Source organism: Pseudomonas sp. W2Jun17, from assembly GCF_023127795.1.
GTDB classification, from domain to species: Bacteria; Pseudomonadota; Gammaproteobacteria; order Pseudomonadales; family Pseudomonadaceae; genus Aquipseudomonas; species Aquipseudomonas synxantha_A.
In genome coordinates, this window is sequence record NZ_SPKO01000007.1 from 518,317 (window position 1) to 541,294 (window position 22,978).

Annotated in this window: 22 protein-coding genes; 14 read left to right on the forward strand and 8 right to left on the reverse strand. The window is 58.3% G+C overall.

The window, feature by feature from the left end:
* The first annotated feature begins 8 nt into the window (after positions 1 to 8).
* The 4 genes from E4O98_RS05800 to fdxA all read left to right on the forward strand — a co-directional run bounded on the left by E4O98_RS05800 (position 9) and on the right by fdxA (position 4,200).
* Positions 9 to 497: a type II toxin-antitoxin system antitoxin SocA domain-containing protein gene (locus E4O98_RS05800; protein WP_032877518.1), complete on the forward strand. Its 489-nt coding sequence runs from the start codon at positions 9 to 11 to the stop codon at positions 495 to 497.
* Positions 490 to 861: a hypothetical protein gene (locus E4O98_RS05805; RefSeq protein ID WP_248134396.1), complete on the forward strand. Its 372-nt coding sequence runs from the start codon at positions 490 to 492 to the stop codon at positions 859 to 861. The genes E4O98_RS05800 and E4O98_RS05805 overlap by 8 nt, the downstream gene beginning before the upstream one ends.
* A gap of 281 nt (positions 862 to 1,142) precedes the next feature.
* Entirely contained in the window at positions 1,143 to 3,734 is a 2,592-nt protein-coding gene (gene mutS / locus E4O98_RS05810; protein WP_032877521.1) for a DNA mismatch repair protein MutS, read from the forward strand.
* Between the two features lie 142 nt (positions 3,735 to 3,876).
* The gene (fdxA, locus tag E4O98_RS05815) at positions 3,877 to 4,200 is read left to right on the forward strand and encodes a ferredoxin FdxA (RefSeq protein ID WP_003208688.1); all 324 of its coding nucleotides are present in this window, start codon (positions 3,877 to 3,879) and stop codon (positions 4,198 to 4,200) included.
* 462 nt (positions 4,201 to 4,662) lie between these two features.
* On the opposite strand, the gene apbC is transcribed toward fdxA, so the two are convergent.
* Positions 4,663 to 5,757: an iron-sulfur cluster carrier protein ApbC gene (gene apbC / locus E4O98_RS05820; protein WP_032877523.1), complete on the reverse strand. Its 1,095-nt coding sequence runs from the start codon at positions 5,755 to 5,757 to the stop codon at positions 4,663 to 4,665.
* 172 nt (positions 5,758 to 5,929) lie between these two features.
* Between apbC and metG the strand changes: the two genes are divergently transcribed.
* The 4 genes from metG to E4O98_RS05840 all read left to right on the forward strand — a co-directional run bounded on the left by metG (position 5,930) and on the right by E4O98_RS05840 (position 10,021).
* On the forward strand, positions 5,930 to 7,981 hold the full coding sequence (gene metG, locus E4O98_RS05825) for a methionine--tRNA ligase (RefSeq protein ID WP_078820415.1): 2,052 nt from the start codon (positions 5,930 to 5,932) through the stop codon (positions 7,979 to 7,981).
* Between the two features lie 87 nt (positions 7,982 to 8,068).
* A complete protein-coding gene (gene rsxB, locus E4O98_RS05830) occupies positions 8,069 to 9,037 on the forward strand; it encodes an electron transport complex subunit RsxB (protein WP_032877526.1) in 969 nt (322 codons plus the stop codon).
* 58 nt (positions 9,038 to 9,095) lie between these two features.
* Positions 9,096 to 9,734 carry an endonuclease III gene (gene nth, locus E4O98_RS05835; RefSeq protein ID WP_032877527.1) on the forward strand — a complete coding sequence of 213 codons (639 nt, stop codon included), beginning with the start codon at positions 9,096 to 9,098 and terminating at the stop codon, positions 9,732 to 9,734.
* Between the two features lie 107 nt (positions 9,735 to 9,841).
* On the forward strand, positions 9,842 to 10,021 hold the full coding sequence (locus E4O98_RS05840; RefSeq protein WP_005785279.1) for a hypothetical protein: 180 nt from the start codon (positions 9,842 to 9,844) through the stop codon (positions 10,019 to 10,021).
* A gap of 82 nt (positions 10,022 to 10,103) precedes the next feature.
* On the opposite strand, the gene E4O98_RS05845 is transcribed toward E4O98_RS05840, so the two are convergent.
* From E4O98_RS05845 to E4O98_RS05855, 3 genes are all read right to left on the reverse strand, one after another.
* Positions 10,104 to 10,736, reverse strand: a complete 633-nt coding sequence (locus E4O98_RS05845) for a response regulator transcription factor (protein WP_005785278.1) — start codon at positions 10,734 to 10,736, stop codon at positions 10,104 to 10,106.
* Positions 10,737 to 11,368: 632 nt separating this feature from the next.
* Complete coding sequence (locus E4O98_RS05850) at positions 11,369 to 12,586, reverse strand: argininosuccinate synthase (protein ID WP_005785276.1); 1,218 nt, start codon at positions 12,584 to 12,586, stop codon at positions 11,369 to 11,371.
* Between the two features lie 128 nt (positions 12,587 to 12,714).
* The gene (locus E4O98_RS05855) at positions 12,715 to 13,623 is read right to left on the reverse strand and encodes an OmpA family protein (RefSeq protein ID WP_032877528.1); all 909 of its coding nucleotides are present in this window, start codon (positions 13,621 to 13,623) and stop codon (positions 12,715 to 12,717) included.
* A 156-nt stretch (positions 13,624 to 13,779) separates the two neighbouring features.
* Between E4O98_RS05855 and pyrC the strand changes: the two genes are divergently transcribed.
* Positions 13,780 to 14,826 carry a dihydroorotase gene (gene pyrC / locus E4O98_RS05860; protein WP_223017644.1) on the forward strand — a complete coding sequence of 349 codons (1,047 nt, stop codon included), beginning with the start codon at positions 13,780 to 13,782 and terminating at the stop codon, positions 14,824 to 14,826.
* On the forward strand, positions 14,823 to 15,494 hold the full coding sequence (gene rnt, locus E4O98_RS05865; RefSeq protein WP_005785271.1) for a ribonuclease T: 672 nt from the start codon (positions 14,823 to 14,825) through the stop codon (positions 15,492 to 15,494). The genes pyrC and rnt overlap by 4 nt, the downstream gene beginning before the upstream one ends.
* A gap of 68 nt (positions 15,495 to 15,562) precedes the next feature.
* On the opposite strand, the gene E4O98_RS05870 is transcribed toward rnt, so the two are convergent.
* Entirely contained in the window at positions 15,563 to 16,165 is a 603-nt protein-coding gene (locus tag E4O98_RS05870; RefSeq protein ID WP_003172097.1) for a peroxiredoxin, read from the reverse strand.
* Positions 16,166 to 16,409: 244 nt separating this feature from the next.
* Between E4O98_RS05870 and E4O98_RS05875 the strand changes: the two genes are divergently transcribed.
* Both E4O98_RS05875 and bfr read left to right on the forward strand, forming a co-directional pair.
* Positions 16,410 to 16,628 (forward strand): bacterioferritin-associated ferredoxin, encoded by a 219-nt coding sequence (locus E4O98_RS05875; protein WP_005785268.1) that lies wholly within the window; start codon positions 16,410 to 16,412, stop codon positions 16,626 to 16,628.
* A 200-nt stretch (positions 16,629 to 16,828) separates the two neighbouring features.
* Positions 16,829 to 17,299, forward strand: coding sequence for a bacterioferritin (bfr, locus tag E4O98_RS05880; protein ID WP_005785266.1), 471 nt, complete (start codon positions 16,829 to 16,831; stop codon positions 17,297 to 17,299).
* Between the two features lie 61 nt (positions 17,300 to 17,360).
* On the opposite strand, the gene grxD is transcribed toward bfr, so the two are convergent.
* Both grxD and E4O98_RS05890 read right to left on the reverse strand, forming a co-directional pair.
* Complete coding sequence (gene grxD / locus E4O98_RS05885; RefSeq protein WP_005785264.1) at positions 17,361 to 17,699, reverse strand: Grx4 family monothiol glutaredoxin; 339 nt, start codon at positions 17,697 to 17,699, stop codon at positions 17,361 to 17,363.
* A gap of 86 nt (positions 17,700 to 17,785) precedes the next feature.
* Positions 17,786 to 19,894, reverse strand: coding sequence for a molybdopterin oxidoreductase family protein (locus E4O98_RS05890; RefSeq protein ID WP_032877531.1), 2,109 nt, complete (start codon positions 19,892 to 19,894; stop codon positions 17,786 to 17,788).
* A gap of 433 nt (positions 19,895 to 20,327) precedes the next feature.
* Here E4O98_RS05890 and argF point away from each other — a divergent pair, with 433 nt between their 5' ends.
* A complete protein-coding gene (gene argF, locus E4O98_RS05895) occupies positions 20,328 to 21,248 on the forward strand; it encodes an ornithine carbamoyltransferase (protein ID WP_057701405.1) in 921 nt (306 codons plus the stop codon).
* Entirely contained in the window at positions 21,245 to 22,288 is a 1,044-nt protein-coding gene (locus tag E4O98_RS05900; protein ID WP_078820412.1) for an ABC transporter ATP-binding protein, read from the forward strand. Before argF ends, E4O98_RS05900 begins: the two co-directional genes overlap by 4 nt.
* Positions 22,289 to 22,349: 61 nt before the next feature.
* On the opposite strand, the gene ybaK is transcribed toward E4O98_RS05900, so the two are convergent.
* Positions 22,350 to 22,820, reverse strand: a complete 471-nt coding sequence (ybaK, locus tag E4O98_RS05905; RefSeq protein ID WP_248134398.1) for a Cys-tRNA(Pro) deacylase — start codon at positions 22,818 to 22,820, stop codon at positions 22,350 to 22,352.
* Positions 22,821 to 22,978 lie beyond the last annotated feature (158 nt).

A 22,978-nucleotide genomic window follows, 5' to 3' on the forward strand; every position in this document is an offset into this window, starting at 1 on the left:
AGGTGCTCATGGCTTATTCAGCGCTAGCTGTTGCTAACGCCTTCATTGAACGCGCGAAGGAAGGCAAGGTTTCGGGCCTGACCCCGATGAAGCTGCAGAAACTGCTGTTCTATACACAGTCCTGGCATTTGCGCGAGCGAGACCAGCCCCTGATGGATGACCACTTCGCCCGCTGGCAATATGGCCCGGTCATTCCGTCGCTTTACCATGAGCTGAAATCCTACGGTAATCGCCCGGTGACCTCACTGCTCAGCAACCTGAAGCCCGACGCCGAAGACATTGTCTTCGTTACACCGAGGGTTCCGGAGAGCGATACCTATACCCATCGTTTGATTGACCGGATCATTAACAAATACGGCAAATGGTCCGGCACCCAACTGTCCAACCTGTCCCACGAGGACGGCACAGCCTGGGCCCTCAAGGGCGCCGACGGCTCCGCCATAGACTGGGAAGACATGGCAGCACTCATTCACCCAAAGAGCCGTATCCGTGAGTGAAGAACTCGACAACCTGGAACTCACCCTGCCCCCCGTGGCAGGGCCTGACCAGGACTCCCAGGCCGGCGGCGAGCAAGCCATAGGCACCGACGATGAAAGAAGCCAGAACCTCAAAGACCAGAAAGCCGAGCGGCAACTGCGCAAGAAGTATGCGGGGCGTGCGTTTTGGTTTGCTGCCTGCGGCGTGATCTTCTGGGCGGTCCTGCTGGTGTGGAATGGCTGGTCGACGTATTACTCGGGTAAAGCGCCGTTCTCGGACAATGTATTGATTGCCATCACTACGGCGACTTCAATCAACTTGTTTGCGGCGTTTCTTGGGGTGATCAGAGGGTTGTTTCCGGCCAGTGGGCGTAGATTCAAATAGCTTGGTCGTATTCACGATCTGCATCCTGCATTGAGATATGAAAAGTCAGCTCATCATCTTCCAGGCACTGACCGGATTGTTTAACGCTGCTGCAATGCCTGATTAAACCGCTAACCTGTGGCGAGGGAGCTTCTTGAGGCGATGCCGCTTTCGCGTTTTACCTGGCCGTTTGCGACCTGCGAAGGGCCGACCTCGCGTGTTAACCTTGCCCCCATCGCAAAAAATGCTGGGCCAAGCGCCCCCTTTGCCCCATCACTTTCAACGAATTTGCCTACTACCCAATGAGTAAAAACACTTCAGACCTGTCCTCCCACACCCCGATGATGCAGCAGTACTGGCGCCTGAAAAACCAGCACCCTGATCAGTTGATGTTCTATCGCATGGGCGACTTCTACGAGATCTTCTATGAAGATGCGAAGAAGGCCGCCAAGCTGCTGGACATTACCCTGACCGCGCGCGGGCAGTCGGCGGGGCAGTCGATTCCGATGTGTGGCATTCCTTATCACTCGTTGGAAGGCTACCTGGTCAAGCTGGTCAAGCTGGGCGAGTCGGTGGTGATCTGTGAGCAGATCGGCGACCCGGCTACCAGTAAAGGGCCGGTGGAACGTCAAGTGGTGCGCATTATTACGCCGGGTACGGTGAGTGATGAAGCGTTGCTGGATGAGCGTCGCGATAACCTGATCGCTGCGGTGTTGGGCGATGAGCGTCTGTTCGGCCTGTCGGTGCTGGATATCACCAGCGGCAACTTCAGCGTGCTGGAGATCAAGGGCTGGGAGAACCTGCTGGCGGAGCTGGAGCGTATCAACCCGGTGGAGTTGTTGATCCCGGATGATTGGCCCAAGGACTTGCCGGCGGAGAAACGTCGTGGGACCAAGCGTCGTGCGCCGTGGGATTTCGAGCGTGATTCGGCGCTGAAAAGTCTGTGCCAGCAGTTCTCGGTGCAGGACCTTAAAGGCTTTGGCTGTGAAACGCTGACCCTGGCCATCGGCGCTGCTGGCTGCCTGCTCAGCTACGCGAAGGAAACCCAGCGCACCGCCCTGCCCCACTTGCGCAGCCTGCGTCATGAACGCCTGGACGATACCGTGGTGCTCGATGGCGCCAGCCGTCGCAACCTGGAATTGGATACTAACCTGGCCGGCGGGCGCGATAACACCCTGCAATCGGTGGTCGACCGCTGCCAGACCGCGATGGGCAGTCGCTTGCTGACTCGTTGGCTGAACCGTCCGCTGCGGGACTTGACCGTGCTGCAAGCGCGTCAAACCTCTATTACCTGCCTGCTCGATGGCTATCGCTTTGAAAAGCTGCAGCCGCAACTCAAAGAAATCGGTGATATCGAGCGTATCCTGGCGCGGATCGGCCTGCGCAATGCACGACCCCGCGACCTGGCGCGCCTTCGTGATGCCTTGAGCGCCCTGCCGCAGTTGCAACTGGCAATGACTGAGTTGGACACGCCTCACTTGCAACAGCTGGCGGTGACTGCCGGCACTTACCCGGACCTCGCGGCGCTGCTGGAAAAAGCCATCATCGACAACCCGCCCGCGATCATCCGTGACGGCGGCGTGTTGAAAACCGGCTACGACAGCGAGCTGGATGAGCTGCAGTCCCTGAGCGAAAACGCCGGCCAGTTCCTGATCGACCTGGAAGCCCGCGAAAAAGCCCGCACCGGTCTGGCTAACCTGAAGGTGGGCTACAACCGCGTGCATGGCTACTTTATTGAGTTACCGAGCAAGCAAGCGGAGTCGGCGCCTATCGATTATCAACGTCGCCAGACGCTCAAGGGTGCCGAGCGTTTTATCACCCCAGAGCTCAAGGAGTTCGAAGACAAGGCGCTGTCAGCCAAAAGCCGCGCCCTGGCCCGGGAAAAGATGCTTTACGAAGCCTTGCTCGAGGATTTGATCAGCCGTTTGGCGCCATTGCAGGACACTGCGGCCGCCCTGGCGGAGCTGGATGTACTGAGCAACCTCGCCGAACGAGCGCTGAACCTTGACCTGAACTGCCCACGGTTTGTCAGCGAGCCATGCATGCGCATTGTGCAAGGTCGCCACCCGGTGGTGGAGCAGGTATTGACCACGCCGTTCGTCGCCAACGACCTGTCGCTGGACGACGATACCCGCATGTTGGTGATCACCGGTCCGAACATGGGTGGTAAATCCACCTATATGCGCCAGACCGCGTTGATCGTGTTGTTGGCCCATATCGGCAGCTTTGTGCCGGCGGCCAGTTGCGAGCTGTCCCTGGTGGACCGCATCTTCACGCGGATCGGCTCCAGTGATGACCTGGCGGGTGGCCGTTCGACCTTTATGGTGGAAATGAGCGAGACCGCCAACATCCTGCACAACGCTACCGAGCGCAGTCTCGTGCTGATGGACGAAGTGGGTCGCGGCACCAGCACCTTCGACGGCCTGTCCCTGGCTTGGGCGGCGGCCGAACGCCTGGCGCATTTGCGCGCTTATACACTGTTTGCCACGCACTACTTCGAACTCACGGTGTTGCCGGAAAGCGAGCCACTGGTGGCCAACGTGCATCTCAATGCCACCGAGCACAATGAGCGCATCGTGTTCCTGCACCATGTGCTGCCAGGGCCGGCGAGCCAGAGCTATGGCTTGGCCGTAGCACAGTTGGCCGGCGTGCCGAATGACGTGATTACTCGCGCCCGCGAACACCTCAGCCGCCTGGAAACCACAGCCCTGCCCCATGAAACCGTGGTCGCCAGCCCTGCCAAGGCCAGCAAGAAACCCGCCGCGCCGCACCAGAGCGATATGTTCGCCAGCCTGCCCCATCCGGTGCTGGATGAGTTGGCAAAGCTTGATCTGGATGACTTGACGCCGCGTAAAGCGCTCGAAATGTTATATGCACTGAAGACTCGGATATAACGCAGACGCTTGCAAGCTGATAGAATCTCGCGCGGTTTGGGATGCTGCGGGCTTTTAGCCTGGTCCGCAGACTATCGCTCTCAAACCTCGCGAACCCCACCACAAGGGGTTTCGCTGCCGCCGCCTGAGGAGAAAATTAGAAATGACCTTCGTCGTCACCGACAACTGCATCAAGTGCAAGTACACCGACTGCGTAGAAGTGTGTCCGGTGGACTGCTTCTACGAAGGCCCGAACTTCCTGGTTATTCACCCGGATGAGTGCATCGACTGCGCCCTGTGTGAACCAGAATGCCCGGCCGTCGCGATTTTCTCCGAGGACGAAGTGCCTGCGGAGATGCAGGAGTTTATTCAGCTGAACGTCGAGTTGGCGGAAATCTGGCCGAATATCACCGAGCGCAAAGACCCGATGCCCGATGCAGCGGAGTGGGATGGCAAAAAAGGTAAGATTGCAGACCTCGAACGCTGATAGCGTCGCCGCCCCCAAAAGGCCCCTTGCGGGCCTTTTTGCGTTTCTGATGGGAGCGTTTTTACTTTTCTACAGGCGAAAAAAGGGGCGGTATGACCCGCCCACATTTTTTCCCTAGTCCCTGTATTCCTTTTCATCATCCTGATGAATCGCATCCTGCGACGTTCCTTCAAACCATCGTTCCTTGATGGCTGTGTCAATCCGTGGACACAGGGCTGATGTTAGAGGGTTCGAAGATAAGTTCAACGCGACCCGGTTCGATCGACTGGCACGCTCTGACACCTAAACACAGATAAATAAGTCTTGTTTTTCAATGAGATGAAAAAAGTCTCAAAAAAATCGAGACGTCCATGCATGATAAAAAAACCGATCGCTTACGCAAAGGTAAGCAAATGCTTACACGCACAATTGCGGAAAAGGGCAATAAGCCTCATTTCCCCCACCGCTTACTGTTGAAAGGCATCAGTCGTCACTGACAGTAATGGTCGGCATCGCCGGCGCAGCAGCTTCCTGCAAGACAATTCTCGCGCCGACATGCCGGGCCAGTTCCTGGTAGATCATCGCGACCTGCCCGTCCGGTTCGGACGCCACGGTTGGTTTGCCACCATCTGCCTGTTCACGAATGCCCATCGCCAGCGGCAACGAAGCGAGCAGCTCGACACCGTATTGGGTCGCGAGCTTTTCGCCCCCACCTTCACCGAACAGATGCTCGGCGTGACCACAGTTGGAGCAGATGTGCACCGCCATATTTTCCACGACGCCGAGCACCGGGATATTGACTTTGCGGAACATCTCGACGCCTTTCCTGGCGTCCAGCAGCGCGAGGTCCTGAGGCGTGGTGACGATCACCGCACCGGCCACCGGCACTTTTTGCGCCAGGGTCAGCTGGATGTCGCCGGTGCCTGGCGGCATGTCGATCACCAGGTAATCGAGGTCGCCCCAGGCGGTCTGTGTGACCAATTGCAGCAACGCCCCGGAAACCATCGGCCCGCGCCAGACCATCGGCGTGTTGTCATCGGTAAGAAAGGCCATGGACATCACTTCCACACCGAGCGACTCGATGGGTACAAACCATTTCTGATCCTTGACCTTCGGCCGCGTGCCTTCGGCGATGCCGAACATCACGCCTTGGCTTGGGCCGTAGATATCGGCGTCGAGAATCCCCACCCGCGCGCCTTCGCGGGCCAGGGCCAGGGCCAGGTTGGCCGCGGTGGTGGATTTGCCCACGCCACCCTTGCCGGAGGCCACCGCCACCACGTTCTTGACGTTGGCCAGGCCCGGGATCTGCGCCTGGGCCTTGTGCGGGGCGATCACGCATTGGATATCGACCTTGGCCGAACCCACGCCGTCGATGCCCTCAATGGCCATTTGGAGCATCTGCGCCCAGCCGCGTTTGAACAAGCCTGCGGCATAGCCCAGTTGCATCTGTACCGACACCTGGTCGCCCTGGACCTCGATGCTGCGCACACAACCGGCACTGACCGGGTCCTGGTTCAAATAAGGGTCGGTGTACTGGCGAAGAACGGCTTCCACCGCTGCGCGATTGACGGCGCTCATGGGCTACTCCCGAAAAAAGACTGACTGAAACAGGCGGCTATCCTAACCGTTCCGGCGGTTGAACGGCACGCTTTCGAGGTTCCGGAAGATTCTGAAACAGCGTCACGGGGTGAAATAAATTTCCCGGCGCTTTATAGTGGCCGACCTCCGTTTCATCAAGTAGCCGAGCCCCATGTCCGAGCCACGCAAGATCCTCGTCACCAGCGCCCTGCCCTATGCCAATGGTTCCATCCATCTTGGCCATATGCTTGAGTACATCCAGACCGATATGTGGGTGCGCTTCCAGAAGCATCGCGGCAATCAATGCATTTATGTCTGCGCGGACGACGCCCACGGTTCGGCCATCATGTTGCGCGCCGAAAAGGAAGGTATCACCCCGGAACAACTGATCGCCAACGTGCAGGCTGAACACAGCGCCGACTTTGCCGAGTTCCTGGTGGACTTCGACAACTTCCATTCGACCCACTCCGACGAAAACCGCGAGTTGTCGAGCCAGATCTACCTGCGGTTGAAGGAAGCCGGGCACATCGACCAACGTTCGGTGACCCAGTATTTCGACCCGGAAAAGAAGATGTTCCTGGCCGACCGCTTCATCAAGGGCACCTGCCCCAAATGCGGCACCGAAGACCAGTACGGCGACAACTGCGAAAAATGCGGCGCGACCTACGCACCGACCGACCTGAAGGATCCCAAGTCGGCGATCTCCGGTGCCACTCCGGTGCTCAAGGACTCGCAGCACTTCTTCTTCAAGCTCCCGGATTTCCAGCAAATGCTGCAAACCTGGACGCGCAGCGGTACCTTGCAGGACGCCGTGGCCAACAAACTCTCCGAATGGCTCGACAGTGGCCTGCAGCAGTGGGACATCTCCCGCGACGCGCCATACTTCGGCTTCGAGATCCCGGGCGAGCCGGGCAAGTACTTCTATGTATGGCTGGACGCGCCGATCGGCTACATGGCCAGCTTCAAGAACCTGTGCGACCGCACCCCGGAGCTGGACTTCGACGCGTTCTGGGGCAAGGACTCCACTGCCGAGCTGTACCACTTCATCGGCAAGGACATCGTCAACTTCCACGCGCTGTTCTGGCCGGCGATGCTTGAAGGCTCGGGCTACCGCAAGCCGACCGGCATTGCCGTGCACGGCTACCTGACGGTGAACGGGCAGAAAATGTCCAAGTCCCGTGGCACCTTTATCAAGGCGCGCACCTACCTGGACCACCTGTCGCCTGAATACCTGCGCTACTACTACGCATCCAAGCTGGGCCGGGGTGTCGACGACCTGGACCTGAACCTGGAAGACTTCGTACAGAAGGTCAACTCGGATCTGGTGGGTAAAGTCGTCAACATCGCCAGCCGTTGCGCCGGGTTTATCCACAAGGGCAACGCCGGTGTACTGGTAGCCGAGAACGCCGCACCGGAACTGACCGACGCCTTCCTGGCCGCCGCACCAAGCATCGCCGACGCCTATGAGGCCCGCGACTTCGCCCGCGCCATGCGCGAAATCATGGGCCTGGCCGACCGTGCCAACGCCTGGATCGCCGACAAGGCCCCGTGGTCGCTGAACAAGCAGGAAGGCAAGGAAGCTGAGGTTCAGGCTATCTGCGCCACCGGCGTCAATCTGTTCCGCCAGTTGGTGATCTTCCTCAAGCCGGTGCTGCCATTGCTGGCCGCCGATGCCGAGGCGTTCCTGAATGTGGCGCCGCTGACCTGGAACGATCACGCCACCTTGCTCGGTAATCATCAGTTGAACGCGTTCAAGCCCTTGATGACCCGCATTGACCCGGTGAAAGTCCAGGCCATGACCGATGCTTCGAAGGAAGACCTGGTCGCCAGCCAGACCGATACCGGCCAATCTGCGCCTGCGGGCAATGGCGAACTGGCCAAGGACCCGATTTCTCCGGAAATCGATTTCGACGCCTTTGCCGCCGTGGACCTGCGCGTAGCACTGATTATCAAGGCCGAAGCCGTGGAGGGCGCCGACAAGTTGCTGCGCCTGACATTGGATATCGGTGACGAACAGCGCAACGTGTTCTCCGGGATCAAGAGCGCTTACCCGGACCCGTCCAAGCTCGATGGGCGCCTGACCATGATGATCGCCAACCTCAAGCCACGGAAAATGAAGTTTGGCATTTCCGAAGGCATGGTGATGGCGGCGGGCCCTGGCGGCGAAGAAATCTACCTGCTGAGCCCCGACAGCGGCGCCAAGCCGGGCCAACGCATCAAGTAATTCCTGCAAAATGCCCCGCTGTTGCCACGGCGGGGCTTTTCAGCTTGCCCACCTCCCTGGGCCGGGCGTCAACGCTATGATCACAGCATGAACCTCATTCAACGTATCGACGCGCTGCTGCCGCAGACTCAATGCGGCAAGTGCGGGCACCCGGGTTGCAAGCCTTATGCAGAAGGCATCGCCAGGGGCGAGGCCATCAACAAGTGCCCGCCCGGTGGGCAGGAAACTATCGCCGGGCTTGCGCAACTGCTGCACCTGCCAGTGCTGGACCTGGACACCAGCCGCGGGGAAGCGCCCGCGCAGATTGCCTATATCCGTGAGGCCGAATGCATCGGTTGTACCAAATGCATCCAGGCTTGCCCGGTGGACGCCATTGTGGGCGCCGCCAAGCTGATGCACACCGTGATTACCGACGAGTGCACCGGTTGCGACCTCTGTGTCGCCCCCTGCCCCGTCGACTGTATCGAGATGCGTGCGCTCGCTGACGTACTGCCTATCGTGGGCGGCTTGGCAGGCACCGATGACGAGCGGCGTGAACGCGACCTCAAACGTGATCGGGCGCGACGGCGTTTCGAACAACGCAACGCCCGCCTGCAACGTGAGGAAGCCTGCAAGCTCGCCGAACGCCTGACACGGGCCAAACGCGCAGCTGCGGTGGAAACGACACAGGTCAATAATCATCAGGCCGCTCAGGACGCCGCGATCAAGCAGGCCAAAATCAGCGTCACCATGAGTCGCGCTCAATTGCACAAATCGTTGAAGGCGTTTGGGCATCCCCCGACCTTTGAGCAACAGTCGCAATTGATTATGCTGCAACGGCAGTTCGAGGCTTGCGAACAGGCGCTTGCCGCGCTGGAGGCCAACAGTGCGCCGCCGACAACGCCCCCCAAGAGCGCCGACCTCAAGCGTGCAAAAATCCAACTGGCCATGCGCCGAGCCGAGTTGAAAAAGGCCCAGGCCGAGCAGGCTGGCGAGCAGCAACTGGCAGCCTTGAGCGCTGCGTTGAACGCCGCCGAGCAGACGCTGCAGGATGCCGAGGCCAACACCGACGCCTGAACCTGCGCTTTGCATTGCTAACATCACGTCGATCGCCAGCAAGGAAACGTCCGCCCCTATGAATGCCGCAAAACGCCTGGAAATCTTCCGCAGGTTTCATGAAGACAATCCGGAACCGAAAACCGAACTGGCCTACTCCTCCCCTTTCGAATTACTGATTGCGGTGATCCTGTCAGCCCAATCCACGGACGTCGGTGTCAACAAGGCCACGGCGAAGCTGTATCCCGTGGCCAATACCCCGGCCGCGATTTACGCCCTGGGTGTGGAAGGTTTGTCCGAGTACATCAAGACCATCGGCCTGTATAACAGCAAGGCCAAGAATGTGATCGAAACGTGCCGCCTGCTGGTAGAGCTGCATGGTGGTGAAGTCCCGAAAACGCGCGAAGCCCTGGAAGCCTTGCCAGGGGTGGGCCGCAAAACGGCCAACGTGGTACTCAATACCGCATTCCGGCAGTTGACCATGGCTGTGGATACGCACATCTTCCGGGTCAGTAACCGAACCGGCATTGCGCGGGGCAAAAATGTGGTCGAGGTGGAAAAGCAACTGATGAAGTTCGTGCCCAAGCCGTATTTGCTCGACTCCCATCATTGGCTGATCCTGCATGGGCGCTACGTTTGCCAGGCTCGCAAGCCCCGCTGCGGCAGCTGTCGCATCGAAGATCTGTGTGAATACAAGGACAAGACGTCCGACGATTGAGCGACCATTGATTTTTTTGATCAGTCGATTGAAAAAATCTTTTTTACCCGTTCGCAGATTATCGCTATAAGGAGCCCCAATGGCAGTCTTAGCCCGGAGTTAATCTTATGAGCGCTGGCAAAGAACAACTGGAAGTGGAAGACGACCTCGCTGAGTCGGATGAGGACGCGGTAGAGACACCTGTAGAGGTAGCCAAGACCAATTTGAGCAAACGTCGCACTATCGACAATCTTCTGGAAGAGCGACGCTTGCAAAAACAGCTGGCCGATTACGACTTCGATCTGTGATCGATGCGTGAACGACCGGAAGCCTCCCTGACGGAGGCTTTTTTCTGCCGGATACACGGGTTTTGAGCGGTGCAACGTCCTCCTACACCAAGCCGTTGCGCTGGGCCAACTCGATCAGGTCCACAAGGGAGCGGGCATTGAGCTTGAGTAGCAGGCGAGTCTTGTAGGTACTGACGGTTTTGTTACTGAGGAACATGCCGTCGGCAATCTCCTTGTTGGTTTTGCCACGTGCCAGTTGCTGCAGCACCATCATCTCTCGCCCCGACAAGCGTTCAACCATTTCAGCTTCGCTGGCGTTGCCCATGGTTGAACGCACTGAATTGAGCGCCTGGTTCGGGAAGTAGCTGTAGCCGGAGAGCACCGCCTTGATGGCGCTCAACAACTCGGTAAGATCCTGCTGCTTGCAGACATAGCCGGCCGCCCCTGCCTGCATGCAGCGCATGGAAAAATGGCCAGGGGCCTGGGACGTCAGCACCAGCACCTTGAACGATATGGCTTGCTTGGTTGAAGCCAACCGGCAAATCACCTCCAGGCCGTCGAGCTTGGGGATTCCGATATCCAGTATCACAATATCCGGCATGTGTTCCCGTGCAAGTTGCAACGCATCGACACCGTTATCGGTCTCGGCAACGACCTCATAACCATGACGCTCCATTAGCATGCGCACAGCAAGACGAATGACGGGATGATCATCCACGATCAGCACTTTATTCATGAGAAAGTCCAATTTCGCTGTTCGAATTATTTAGAGCAAACACAATAGCCTAGTCGATTACTAGTTGGCATAGCATTCCACCCCGAGCAACGGCAGGGAGAGACCCAACCCACAGGAAGATAGGAATTAGCCTACAAAAAATCGCAAACTTAGATGTATAGGGCTTTATGGATGCTTTCAGACTTTTCTCGACGCGCACATATTTTGAGTGAAATGTCCTTGGCATAAGCCTATGAAGGTAAACGCACCGCACAAGACTTTCAGGAAATACCCCTTGCCTGGAGCCTGGCTGCACGCAGAACGACAAGGAAAGCCCGTCTGTATTAGTTCCATTTAACATATTTATAGATTTCCATAATTCCTACAGAAGATTCAACGAATAACCTCGCTATTGCAGTTACATGAGTGATTTTTCTGTCAGACATAGTTCCTCAGCAGATGTAAAAAATCATTCAGCGTTAAAAACAAAACGCAAAAAAGTAAAACAACCAGTAAAGTTTCAGAAAAAACACACTCAAGCACCCGCTAAACACTGATAAACATCATTGCCCTATTTATGTTCATCCAATAATAAACAAGCAAAAAAAATGGCCCCTTGGATAAGGGGCCATTTTTCACAACCGAGGCAACACTCAGAACAACGAGCGCCCCTTGTTGGCAGCAATCCGCATACGCAGGGCGTTCAGCTTGATGAAGCCCGCCGCATCCGCCTGGTTATAGGCGCCACCGTCTTCTTCAAACGTCGCAATGTTGGAGTCGAACAGCGACTCATCGGATTTACGACCCGTGACGATCACGTTGCCCTTGTAGAGTTTCAGGCGCACAACGCCGTTCACGTGGGCCTGGGAGGCGTCGATCATCTGTTGCAGCATCAGACGCTCAGGGCTCCACCAGTAACCGGTGTAGATCAGGCTGGCGTACTTGGGCATCAGCTCGTCTTTAAGGTGGGCGACTTCACGGTCCAGGGTGATGGATTCGATGGCACGGTGAGCACGCAGCATGATGGTGCCGCCCGGGGTTTCATAGCAGCCGCGGGACTTCATGCCCACATAGCGGTTCTCGACGATGTCGAGACGGCCGATACCATGCTGGCCACCGATACGGTTGAGGGTCGCCAGCACGGTGGCCGGAGACATTTCAACGCCGTCCAACGCGACGATGTCGCCGTTGCGGTAAGTCAGTTCCAGATACTGTGGCTTGTCTGGAGCGTTCTCCGGGGAGACGGTCCATTTCCACATGTCTTCTTCGTGCTCGGTCCAGGTGTCTTCCAGCACGCCGCCCTCATAGGAGATGTGCAGCAGGTTGGCGTCCATCGAGTACGGCGACTTCTTCTTGCCATGACGCTCGATCGGGATCGCGTGCTTTTCAGCGTAATCCATCAGCTTTTCACGGGAGAGCAGGTCCCATTCACGCCAAGGGGCGATCACTTTTACCCCTGGCTTGAGTGCATAGGCACCCAGTTCGAAACGCACCTGGTCGTTGCCCTTGCCAGTGGCGCCGTGGGAAATGGCATCAGCGCCGGTTTCGTTGGCGATCTCGATCAGACGTTTGGCGATCAGCGGACGTGCGATGGAGGTACCCAGCAGGTACTCACCTTCGTAGACAGTGTTGGCGCGAAACATCGGGAATACGAAATCGCGGACGAACTCTTCGCGCAGGTCGTCAATGTAGATCTCTTTCACGCCCATGGCTTGCGCCTTGGCACGTGCAGGTTCGACCTCTTCGCCCTGACCCAGGTCAGCGGTGAAGGTCACCACCTCACAGTTATAAGTATCCTGCAGCCACTTGAGGATCACCGAAGTGTCCAGGCCGCCGGAATACGCGAGAACGACCTTGTTTACGTCGGCCATGCCATCACTCCACGGGGTTGTACGGAAAGGCAACGATTCTACCGATCAAAACCGCGAAATTACAGGGGCGCGACAGCAAATGAAGATAAAGCGACAGATTATGTCGAGTGGGCGACCGATGGTCGCACCTACGAGGTAGCCGCCGGGTTGCTCGGTACCGTGGCTTGGGATGCCGGTTTCTCGGGGGCAGCGACCCGCTCAAGCTGGATATTCACACGGCGGTTGCGGGCGCGGTTGGCGGCACTGGTGTTGGGTGCCAGAGGGTAGCTCTCGCCGTGGAAACGCAGGGTGATCTGCGATTCCTGAATGCCATTGGCCTTGAAGTAATCCATCACCGCCAGGGCGCGGCGGCGCGAGACGTCGCGATTGGTCAGGCGATTGCCACTGTTATCCGAGTGGCCGTTCAACTCGACATGATTGACGGTAGGGTCGGCCTTCATGAACGCAAGAATCACAGACAGCTTCTTCCTGGCGGCAGCGTCCAGCTCAATGCCGCCACCGGGGAATCCGACTTCAGTCTGCTTGACCTGATCGTAATTCATGGGCAACAGCTTGGCAGTGCACGACTGATAGTCGCTGTAAGCCTTGCTGAACCTCACCGGCAGCAGACGCACCTCCGAGTACCCGCCCTCGCGCGCGTAATGCCGTACGGTCGGGCTGCGCCCCTCAAGCAATCCAGTGAACAGGCGCCCGGCCTGGGCCTGGGAGCTATTGAACAGTACGTCGCCACTGCCGACACGTACCGCCCCGAGGTTGATATCGCCTCGGCCCGGCTGCCAGGGCGCAGCGGCGGCCAACAAGGTTGCCGAGCCTGCGCCAAACGCACCGTTATAGGCTTTCAGGCGAAACGTCGCCTGCTCGCCGGCCCGGCGCACGAACTCCCCGGAACCAAAGTCGGTGATCGGCTGCGTCAGGCGGCACTCGAACTGGTCGCCCTCTACCTTCCACTCAATATTCTCCAGACGGGTCTGGAACGTGAGGGCCATAGCGGGCAGGCTGGCGAACACACTGAGCAGGGCTAGATAATGCTGGCGCACGGGAGGCTCCACTGGTTTCTACAACACTTCAAAGCGTCATACATCGTTAAGGCATACCCGGGGATATCGGTCGCATCCGGCAAAACTTGATAGCGAGTGCCTGCAAGAGTCTTTTCCGGTAGCATTCCCACCAGATTGACCCGCCTGGAATCCCCAATGTCCGACCGCCTGACCCTGCTGCGTCCCGACGACTGGCATATTCATCTTCGCGATGGTGCTGCGTTACCCCAAACCGTGGCCGATGTGGCGCGCACGTTTGGCCGTGCCATCATCATGCCTAACCTGGTACCTCCGGTGCGCAATGCCGCAGAAGCCGACGCCTATCGGCAGCGTATTCTCGCTGCACGACCGGCCGGCAGCCGCTTTGAACCGTTGATGGTGCTCTACCTGACCGACCGCACCCAGCCTGAAGAGATTCGCCAGGCTAAGGCTAGCGGCTTCGTCCACGCTGCCAAGCTCTATCCGGCCGGCGCGACCACCAACTCTGATTCCGGCGTGACCAGTATCGACAAGATCCTGCCGGCGATCGAAGCCATGGCCGAAGTTGGTATGCCGTTGCTGATCCATGGGGAAGTGACCCGTGGCGATGTGGACGTGTTCGATCGCGAGAAAATCTTTATCGACGAACACATGCGTCGTGTGGTCGAGTTGTTCCCGACTTTAAAGGTAGTGTTCGAGCACATCACCACCGCCGATGCCGTGCAGTTCGTCACCGAAGCTTCGGCTAACGTTGGCGCGACCATCACCGCTCACCACCTGCTCTACAACCGCAACCACATGTTGGTGGGCGGAATTCGGCCGCACTTCTATTGCCTGCCGATCCTCAAGCGCAACACTCACCAGGTGGCACTGCTGGATGCCGCCACCAGCGGCAGCCCGAAGTTCTTCCTGGGCACCGACTCGGCGCCCCACGCCCAGCACGCCAAGGAAGCCGCATGCGGTTGTGCCGGATGCTACACGGCGTTTGCCGCCATCGAGCTGTATGCCGAAGCATTCGAACAGCGCAATGCCCTGGACAAACTCGAAGGTTTTGCCAGCCTCAATGGTCCGCGTTTCTACGGCCTGCCGACGAATACCGACCGCATTACCCTGGTCCGTGAAGATTGGACCGCCCCCGCCAGCCTGCCGTTTGGCGAGCTGACCGTTATCCCGCTGCGCGCCGGTGAAACACTGCGCTGGCGCCTGCTGGAGGAAAGCAAGTGAGTGAAGACCATTACGATGACGAACAAGAGCACAGTGGCGGCGGCTCGCGCCACCCGATGGCCGAGCGTTTTCGCGGTTATCTGCCGGTTGTCATCGACGTAGAAACCGGTGGCTTCAACTGCGCCACCGACGCCCTGCTGGAAATCGCCGCAACCACCATCGGCATGGACGAACAGGGTTTCGTGTTCCCGGAACACACCCACTTCTTCCGTGTCGAGCCGTTCGAAGGCGCCAATATCGAAGCCGCGGCCCTGGAGTTCACCGGGATCAAGCTCGACCACCCGCTGCGCATGGCCGTCAGTGAAGAAGCAGCACTGACCGATATCTTCCGTGGCGTGCGCAAGGCGCTGAAGGCCAATGGCTGCAAACGCGCGATCCTGGTCGGCCATAACAGCAGCTTCGACTTGGGCTTCCTGAATGCCGCCGTGGCGCGCCTGGACATGAAGCGCAACCCGTTTCACCCGTTCTCAAGCTTCGACACTGCCACCCTTGCAGGCCTGGCGTATGGCCAGACCGTACTGGCCAAAGCCTGCCAGGCAGCGGGTATCGACTTTGATGGTCGTGAAGCCCACTCGGCGCGCTACGACACCGAAAAGACCGCCGACCTGTTCTGTGGCATCGTCAACCGCTGGAAACAGATGGGTGGCTGGGAAGACTTCAACGACTGAGCCTGCACCGCCCCTCCCATAAAAAAACCGGCCTTTTCAGGCCGGTTTTTTTGTACCTCGACGCAGGCTTACAGCTTGCCGGCGTTCTCGGTCAGGTAAGCGGCAACGCCTTCTGGCGAAGCGTTCATGCCTTTGTCGCCTTTTTTCCAGTTGGCAGGGCAGACTTCACCGTGCTCTTCGTGGAATTGCAGGGCGTCAACCAGGCGGATCAGCTCTTCCATGTTACGGCCCAGCGGCAGGTCGTTGATGATCTGCGAACGCACGACGCCCTTGTCGTCGATCAGGAACGCGCCACGGAAAGCGACGCCGCCTTCAGACTCAACGTCGTAGGCCTTGGCGATGTCGTGCTTCATGTCGGCAGCCATGGTGTATTTGACTTTGCCGATGCCGCCGTCGTTGATGGCGGTGTTGCGCCAGGCGTTGTGGGTGAAATGGGAGTCGATGGACACGGCAACCACTTCTACGTTGCGCGCCTTGAAATCGTCCATGCGGTGGTCCAGGGCGATCAGCTCCGAAGGGCAGACGAAAGTGAAGTCCAGCGGGTAGAAGAATACCAGGCCGTATTTGCCTTTGATGGCTTCAGACAGTTTGAAGCTGTCTACGATTTCGCCATTGCCGAGGACGGCTGGAACGTCAAAATCCGGGGCTTGTTTACCGACGAGTACGCTCATTGGATATCTCCTGATATAGGGGGTGACGATTGAAGTAAAAGGACCGGTCGAGTCTGCCTGTGGAAGCAGACAGAAATATGACGCAATCACGCTTCGTGAAGACCGACCATCATACACCGAAAAAACCGTTCGTCAGCGCACGGGCAATTCCTCTCGGATTGCTGCTGAAACTATTTTGACAATCATTCTCGTTAACATTAAGATCCATCGCACTTAAGCCATAAACCCGCGACGGTTCTCACTTATGTATGTCTGCCTCTGCACTGGCGTCACCGACGGACAAATCCGCGAAGCGATCTACGAAGGTTGCTGCAGCTACAAAGAAGTGCGTGAAACCACGGGCGTTGCCAGCCAGTGCGGCAAATGCGCCTGCCTCGCCAAGCAAGTGGTACGGGAAACCCTGACGCAGCTGCAAACAGCCCAGGCCGCGATCCCCTACTCGACAGAATTTACACACGCCTGATAGGCATGTTTTAAAGAGCCGGACCTTGTGTCCGGTTTTTTTATGCCTGTAATTCAATTAGTTAGCGCCAAGACGCGGAACACAAACATTCTTATTCCGATTAATTTTCATTTATTATTCAATAACTTAGGTTTGACACTGGGATTTTCACCGCTCAGACTCCCCCTTATACACAGCTATTACAGGGCAGGACCCCAGTCATGAAAGGCGACATCTCAGTCATCCAGCAACTCAACAAAATCCTTGCCAATGAACTGGTCGCGATCAATCAGTACTTCCTGCATGCGCGCATGTACGACGATTGGGGCCTGGAAAAGCTCGGCAAGCGTGAATACAAAGAATCGATCAAGGCCATGAAGGACGCCGACGCGCTGATCAAGCGCATCCTGTTCCTGGAAGGTCTGCCGAACGTGCAGGACCTGGGCAAGCTGAACATCGGCGAGCACACTCAGGAAATGATCGGCAGTGACCTGGGCTTTGAGCGCAAAAGCCACAGCGACATCAAGGCAGCGATTGCCCACTGTGAGACCAAAGGCGATTTCGGCAGCCGTGAGCTGCTGGAAGACATCCTGGAAGACCAGGAAGAGCATATCGACTGGCTGGAAACCCAGTTGGGCCTGATAGACAAGGTCAGCCTGGAGAACTACCTGCAATCGCAGATGGGTGAATAACCCCTACATACAAAAAAGCCCCGCTCTCGTCAGAGAAGCGGGGCTTTTTATTGCAGGTCAATCAAGCTTCAGTCTTGGCTGCCGCTTTTTCCGCTGCGTCTTTGATCAGCGCTTGCAGCGAACCATCGGCTGCCATTTCAGTGATGATATCGCTGCCGCCAACCAGCTCACCGGCTACCCACAGTTGCGGGAAAGTCGGCCAGTTAGCGTATTTAGGCAGGTTGGCGCGAATTTCCGGATTCTGCAGGATATCCACGTAGGCGAACTTCTCGCCACACGCCATGATGGCCTGGGAGGCTTTTGCGGAAAAACCGCACTGAGGAGCGTTAGGCGCGCCCTTCATGTAGAGCAGAATGGTGTTGTTGGCAATCTGGTCTTTGATCGTTTCGATGATATCCATGGAACACCTCGGCTGGAACTTTGCGACTCACAGGTCGGCACGGTGGCGCATTGTAACGCAAAATCCCAGCGCAGTGCTCGGGCACCTCACGCAGCCGCCACTTGCACCGGCACCCCATTGAGCGCCGCATTACCCGATAACTCATCCAGTTGCCGCTCGTCGGTCAAGTCATTCGCACTCGCACCCGGCTGGCCGCTTGCGATGCTCATCTGCACGCCCGGACGATCATGACCCCAACCGTGAGGCAGGCTGACCACACCCGGCATCATGTCCGTGCTGGCCACGACTTCCACTTCGATCATGCCGATGCGCGAACTCACTCGCACTCGCTGGCCATCGCTCAACTGCCGACTGGCCAGATCGTCGGGGTGCATCAACAGTTGATGGCGCGGCTTGCCCTTCACCAGCCGGTGATAGTTATGCATCCACGAATTATTGCTGCGCACATGACGGCGACCAATCAGCAGCAGTTCGTCCACCGCAGGCACCGGTTGCGCGGCAAAACGCGACAGGTCCGCCAGGATCACCGGCGGTGCCGCCTGCACCTTGCCATCGGCGGTTTTCAGCCGCGCGCCCAGGTTTGGCTGGAGCGGGCCCAGGTCTACGCCGTGGGGGTGATCGGCCAGCATCGCCACCGACAGCTTATGTACAGACGCATCACCATAAGTGCCGGCGCGCAGCCCGAAATCGATCATTTGCGCGGGCGGCATTGTGGGTTTGAGTGACACGCCGGTCTGCGCCGCAAAGGCTTTGGCCAAGCCGACGAAAATTTCCCAATCGTGCAGCGCGCCTGCGGGTTTGGGCAGGATCGCGCGGTTGAAGCGCGTGACGTTGCGCACCGCGAACATGTTGAAGGTGGTGTCGTAGTGGTCATTTTCCAATGCCGATGTGGACGGCAGGATCAGGTCGGCATAACGCGTGGTTTCGTTGATGTAGAGATCGACACTGACCATGAACTCCAACCCATCCAGCGCCTGCTCCAGTTGACGGCCATTGGGCGTCGACAGGACCGGGTTGCCGGCCACCGTCACCAGGGCACGGATTTGCCCTTCACCTTCGGTGAGCATTTCTTCGGCCAAGGCTGACACCGGCAGTTCCCCGCCGTACTCGGGACGCCCGGACACGCGGCTCTGCCAGCGATTGAAATGCCCACCGCCAGTCGACGCCACCAGGTCCACCGCTGGTGTGGTGCACAACGCACCTCCCACCCGATCCAGGTTGCCGGTCACCAGGTTGATCAACTGCACCAGCCAATGACACAACGTGCCGAACGCCTGGGTCGAGACGCCCATGCGTCCGTAGCACACCGCTTTATCGGCGGCCGCAAAATCTCGCGCCAATTGACGGATCTGCTCGGCAGGCACTGCACATTGGCGGCTCATGGCCTCGGCGCTAAAGTTGGCGATCTCCCGGCGTACGTCGTCCAGGCCTTCAACCGGCAAATGGCTGGCGCGGGTCAGCCCTTCAGCAAACAGGGTGTTGAGCACCCCGAACAACAACGCCGCATCACCGCCGGGGCGTACGAACAAATGCTGATCGGCAATCGCCGCCGTCTCGCTGCGTCGAGGGTCGACCACCACCACTTTACCGCCCCGTGCCTGGATGGCTTTGAGGCGTTTCTCCACATCGGGCACGGTCATGATGCTGCCATTGGACGCCAGCGGGTTGCCACCCAGAATCAGCATGAAGTCGGTGTGGTCGATGTCCGGGATCGGCAGCAGCAAGCCATGGCCGTACATCAGGTGACTGGTCAGATGGTGGGGCAACTGGTCGACGGAGGTTGCAGAGAACCGGTTGCGCGTCTTCAAAAGGCCAAGAAAATAATTGCTGTGCGTCATCAGCCCATAGTTGTGCACGCTGGGGTTGCCTTGGTAAACCGCCACCGCGTTCTGGCCATGCCGGGCCTGGATACCCGCAAGGCGTTCGGCTACAAGCGCAAAGGCACTTTCCCATGAGATCGGCTGCCATTCGTTACCAACCCGTAGCATGGGCTGGTGGAGGCGGTCCGGGTCATTCTGGATATCCTGCAGCGCTACCGCCTTGGGGCAGATGTGTCCGCGGCTGAAGCTGTCCAGGGGGTCGCCCTTGATCGAGGTGATCGCCAGGCGACCGTCTTCGGCTTGAGTCGTTTCCAGGGTCAGGCCGCAGATGGCTTCGCACAGGTGGCAGGCACGGTGATGGAGAGTCTTGGTCATGGCCAGTCTCTTTATAAGGGCTTTGGCCAACTATGGCCCGCGACCGCCCAGGGCGCCAGCAACCTTCGCGCTGTGAATCGACGGGCATAGGCAAAGGCATGGCTAACCATGAGCAAATGTTTCAGAAGCCTCCCGCGCACCGACTAAAACCGACACAACCTGGCCTGGGCCCGCCCCCGCGCATTGCAAAAGGTCTCGGCGCCAGTGTACAAATGGCCCGCTGCTGTCAGGAAATCGTCTTCAAACGCGCGTCAGCGCCCTGCTTGAACACTCTTAAAAACCGTAGCCCTATTGGTAAGACGCGACATTTAATGTCAATATCGCGCCTTCCCCTATTTCGTCGCCCCGTGCGGCTTTCGCCGCAGGTCTCGCCCGTTGTCACAATAAACAAGGCTTTGAGTATCTGCGGTCTGTTGCAAAAAGGTAGTTAATGATGAGCGCAAGGCACTTTCTCTCCCTGATGGATTGCACGCCCGAAGAGCTGGTCAGCGTGATCCGTCGAGGCATTGAGCTTAAAGACCTGCGTAACCGCGGCGTACTGTTTGAGCCCTTGAAAAACCGTGTACTGGGGATGATCTTCGAGAAGTCTTCGACTCGTACACGCCTGTCTTTCGAAGCCGGCATGATCCAGCTGGGTGGCCAGGCGATCTTCCTGTCCCCGCGTGATACCCAACTGGGCCGTGGCGAGCCGATCAGCGATTGCGCCATTGTCATGTCGCGGATGCTCGATGCCGTAATGATCCGTACCTTCGCCCACAGCACCCTGACCGAATTTGCCGCCAACTCGCGCGTGCCGGTGATCAACGGGCTGTCCGACGACCTGCACCCCTGCCAGTTGCTGGCCGACATGCAAACCTTCCTCGAACACCGCGGTTCGATCCAGGGCAAGACCGTGGCCTGGATCGGTGACGGCAACAACATGTGCAACAGCTATATAGAAGCGGCGATCCAGTTCGACTTCCACCTGCGTATCGCTTGCCCTGAAGGCTACGAGCCGAGCGCCGAGTTCATGGCCAAGGCCGATGGCCGCGTGCAGTTGCTGCGTGATCCGAAGGATGCGGTGGTCGGCGCACACCTGGTCAGCACCGACGTCTGGACCTCTATGGGCCAGGAAGACGAAACGGCCAAGCGCCTGGCCCAGTTCGCACCTTTCCAGGTGACACGTGCCCTGCTCGATACCGCAGCGCCGGACGTACTGTTCATGCACTGCCTGCCTGCTCACCGAGGTGAGGAAATCAGCCTCGACCTGCTCGATGACCCACGCTCTGTCGCCTGGGACCAGGCCGAAAACCGCCTGCATGCGCAAAAAGCCTTGCTCGAGTTTCTCGTCCCACCGTCGTACCACCACGCATGAGCCAGCCATTACTGCTGAACCTGCGCAATCTGGCATGCGGCTATCAAGATCAACGGGTGGTGCAGAACCTCAACCTGCACCTCAATGCCGGCGACATCGGTTGCCTGCTTGGCTCGTCCGGTTGCGGCAAGACCACCACCTTGCGAGCCATTGCCGGCTTTGAACCGGTACACGAAGGCGAAATCAGCCTGGCGGGCGAAGTCATCTCCAGTGCAGGTTTCACCCTGGCACCGGAGAAACGGCGTATTGGCATGGTGTTCCAGGACTACGCACTGTTCCCGCATTTGAGCGTGGCAGACAACATCGTCTTTGGTATTCGCAAACATCCGCAAAAGGATCGTGTGGTCGCCGAGCTGCTGGAACTGGTGAACCTCAAGAATCTGGGCAAGCGCTTCCCTCATGAGCTTTCCGGTGGCCAGCAACAACGCGTCGCGCTCGCCCGCGCCCTGGCGCCAGAGCCGCAACTGTTGCTATTGGATGAACCCTTTTCCAACCTCGATGGCGAATTGCGCCGCAAGCTCAGCCATGAAGTGCGCGACATCCTCAAGGCACGCGGCACCAGTGCGATCCTGGTGACCCACGACCAGGAAGAAGCCTTCGCGGTCAGCGACCATGTCGGCGTGTTCAAGGAAGGTCGTCTGGAGCAATGGGACACGCCCTACAACCTTTACCACGAACCGCAGACGCCCTATGTCGCCAGCTTTATCGGGCAGGGTTACTTCATTCGAGGTCGCTTGAACTCACCGGAGTCAGTGAGCACCGAACTGGGAGACCTGCGCGGCAATCGCGCCTATACCTGGCCCACAGGTGGCGCGGTGGATGTATTGCTACGCCCGGACGACATCGTCTACGCGCCGGACAGCGCATTGAAAGCCCGGATCGTCGGCAAGACGTTCCAGGGCGCCTCGACCTTGTACCGGTTGCAACTGCCAACGGGCGCTCAGCTGGAATCGATTTTCCCCAGCCATGTTGATCAACAGGTGGGGACGGACGTGGGGATTCGAGTAGCGGCCGAGCATCTGGTGCTGTTCCAGGCGTAAGCGGTTATACATGGGGAGTGGGCAAGCCCCCTCCCCCATTAGATCTCCACAGGGCTGATCATCAGGCCCGGCCTATGGCCGCGAATTTGGCTTGGGTATGTTGAGCCAGCACCGCCGCTGGCAATTCCACCTCCAGCCCTCGCCTCCCGGCACTGACAAAAATCGTTGCAAAGGGTTGCGCAGTTTCGTCGATAAACGTGCGCAAGCGCTTCTTCTGCCCCAGCGGGCTGATACCGCCCAACAGATAGCCAGTAGACCGCTGCGCTGCCGCCGGGTCTGCCATTTCGACCTTTTTTACGCCAGCCGCATGGGCAAGCGCCTTCAAGTCCAGACTTCCGACGACCGGCACCACCGCCACCAACAATTCGCCCTTCTCGCTGCTCGCCAATAACGTCTTGAACACCTGCGCCGGGTCGAGGCCCAATTTCTCCGCAGCTTCCAGACCATACGACGCCGCCTTGGGGTCATGTTCATAACTGTGAATGCGATGTTCGGCGCGAACTTTTTTCAACAAATCCAGTGCGGGCGTCATGGCGTCTCCGGCAGTGAAAACAGGTGCCCAATTCTAGGCCAAGCGCCGGCAAAACGCTCTAGTCCAAGCACTGCTGGGGCACAAGCTCGGTATAAAGGGCGTGATCATTCACCAGACCAATAGTTCGAAAGTGACCAATGGTTCACTTTCGACCTTTG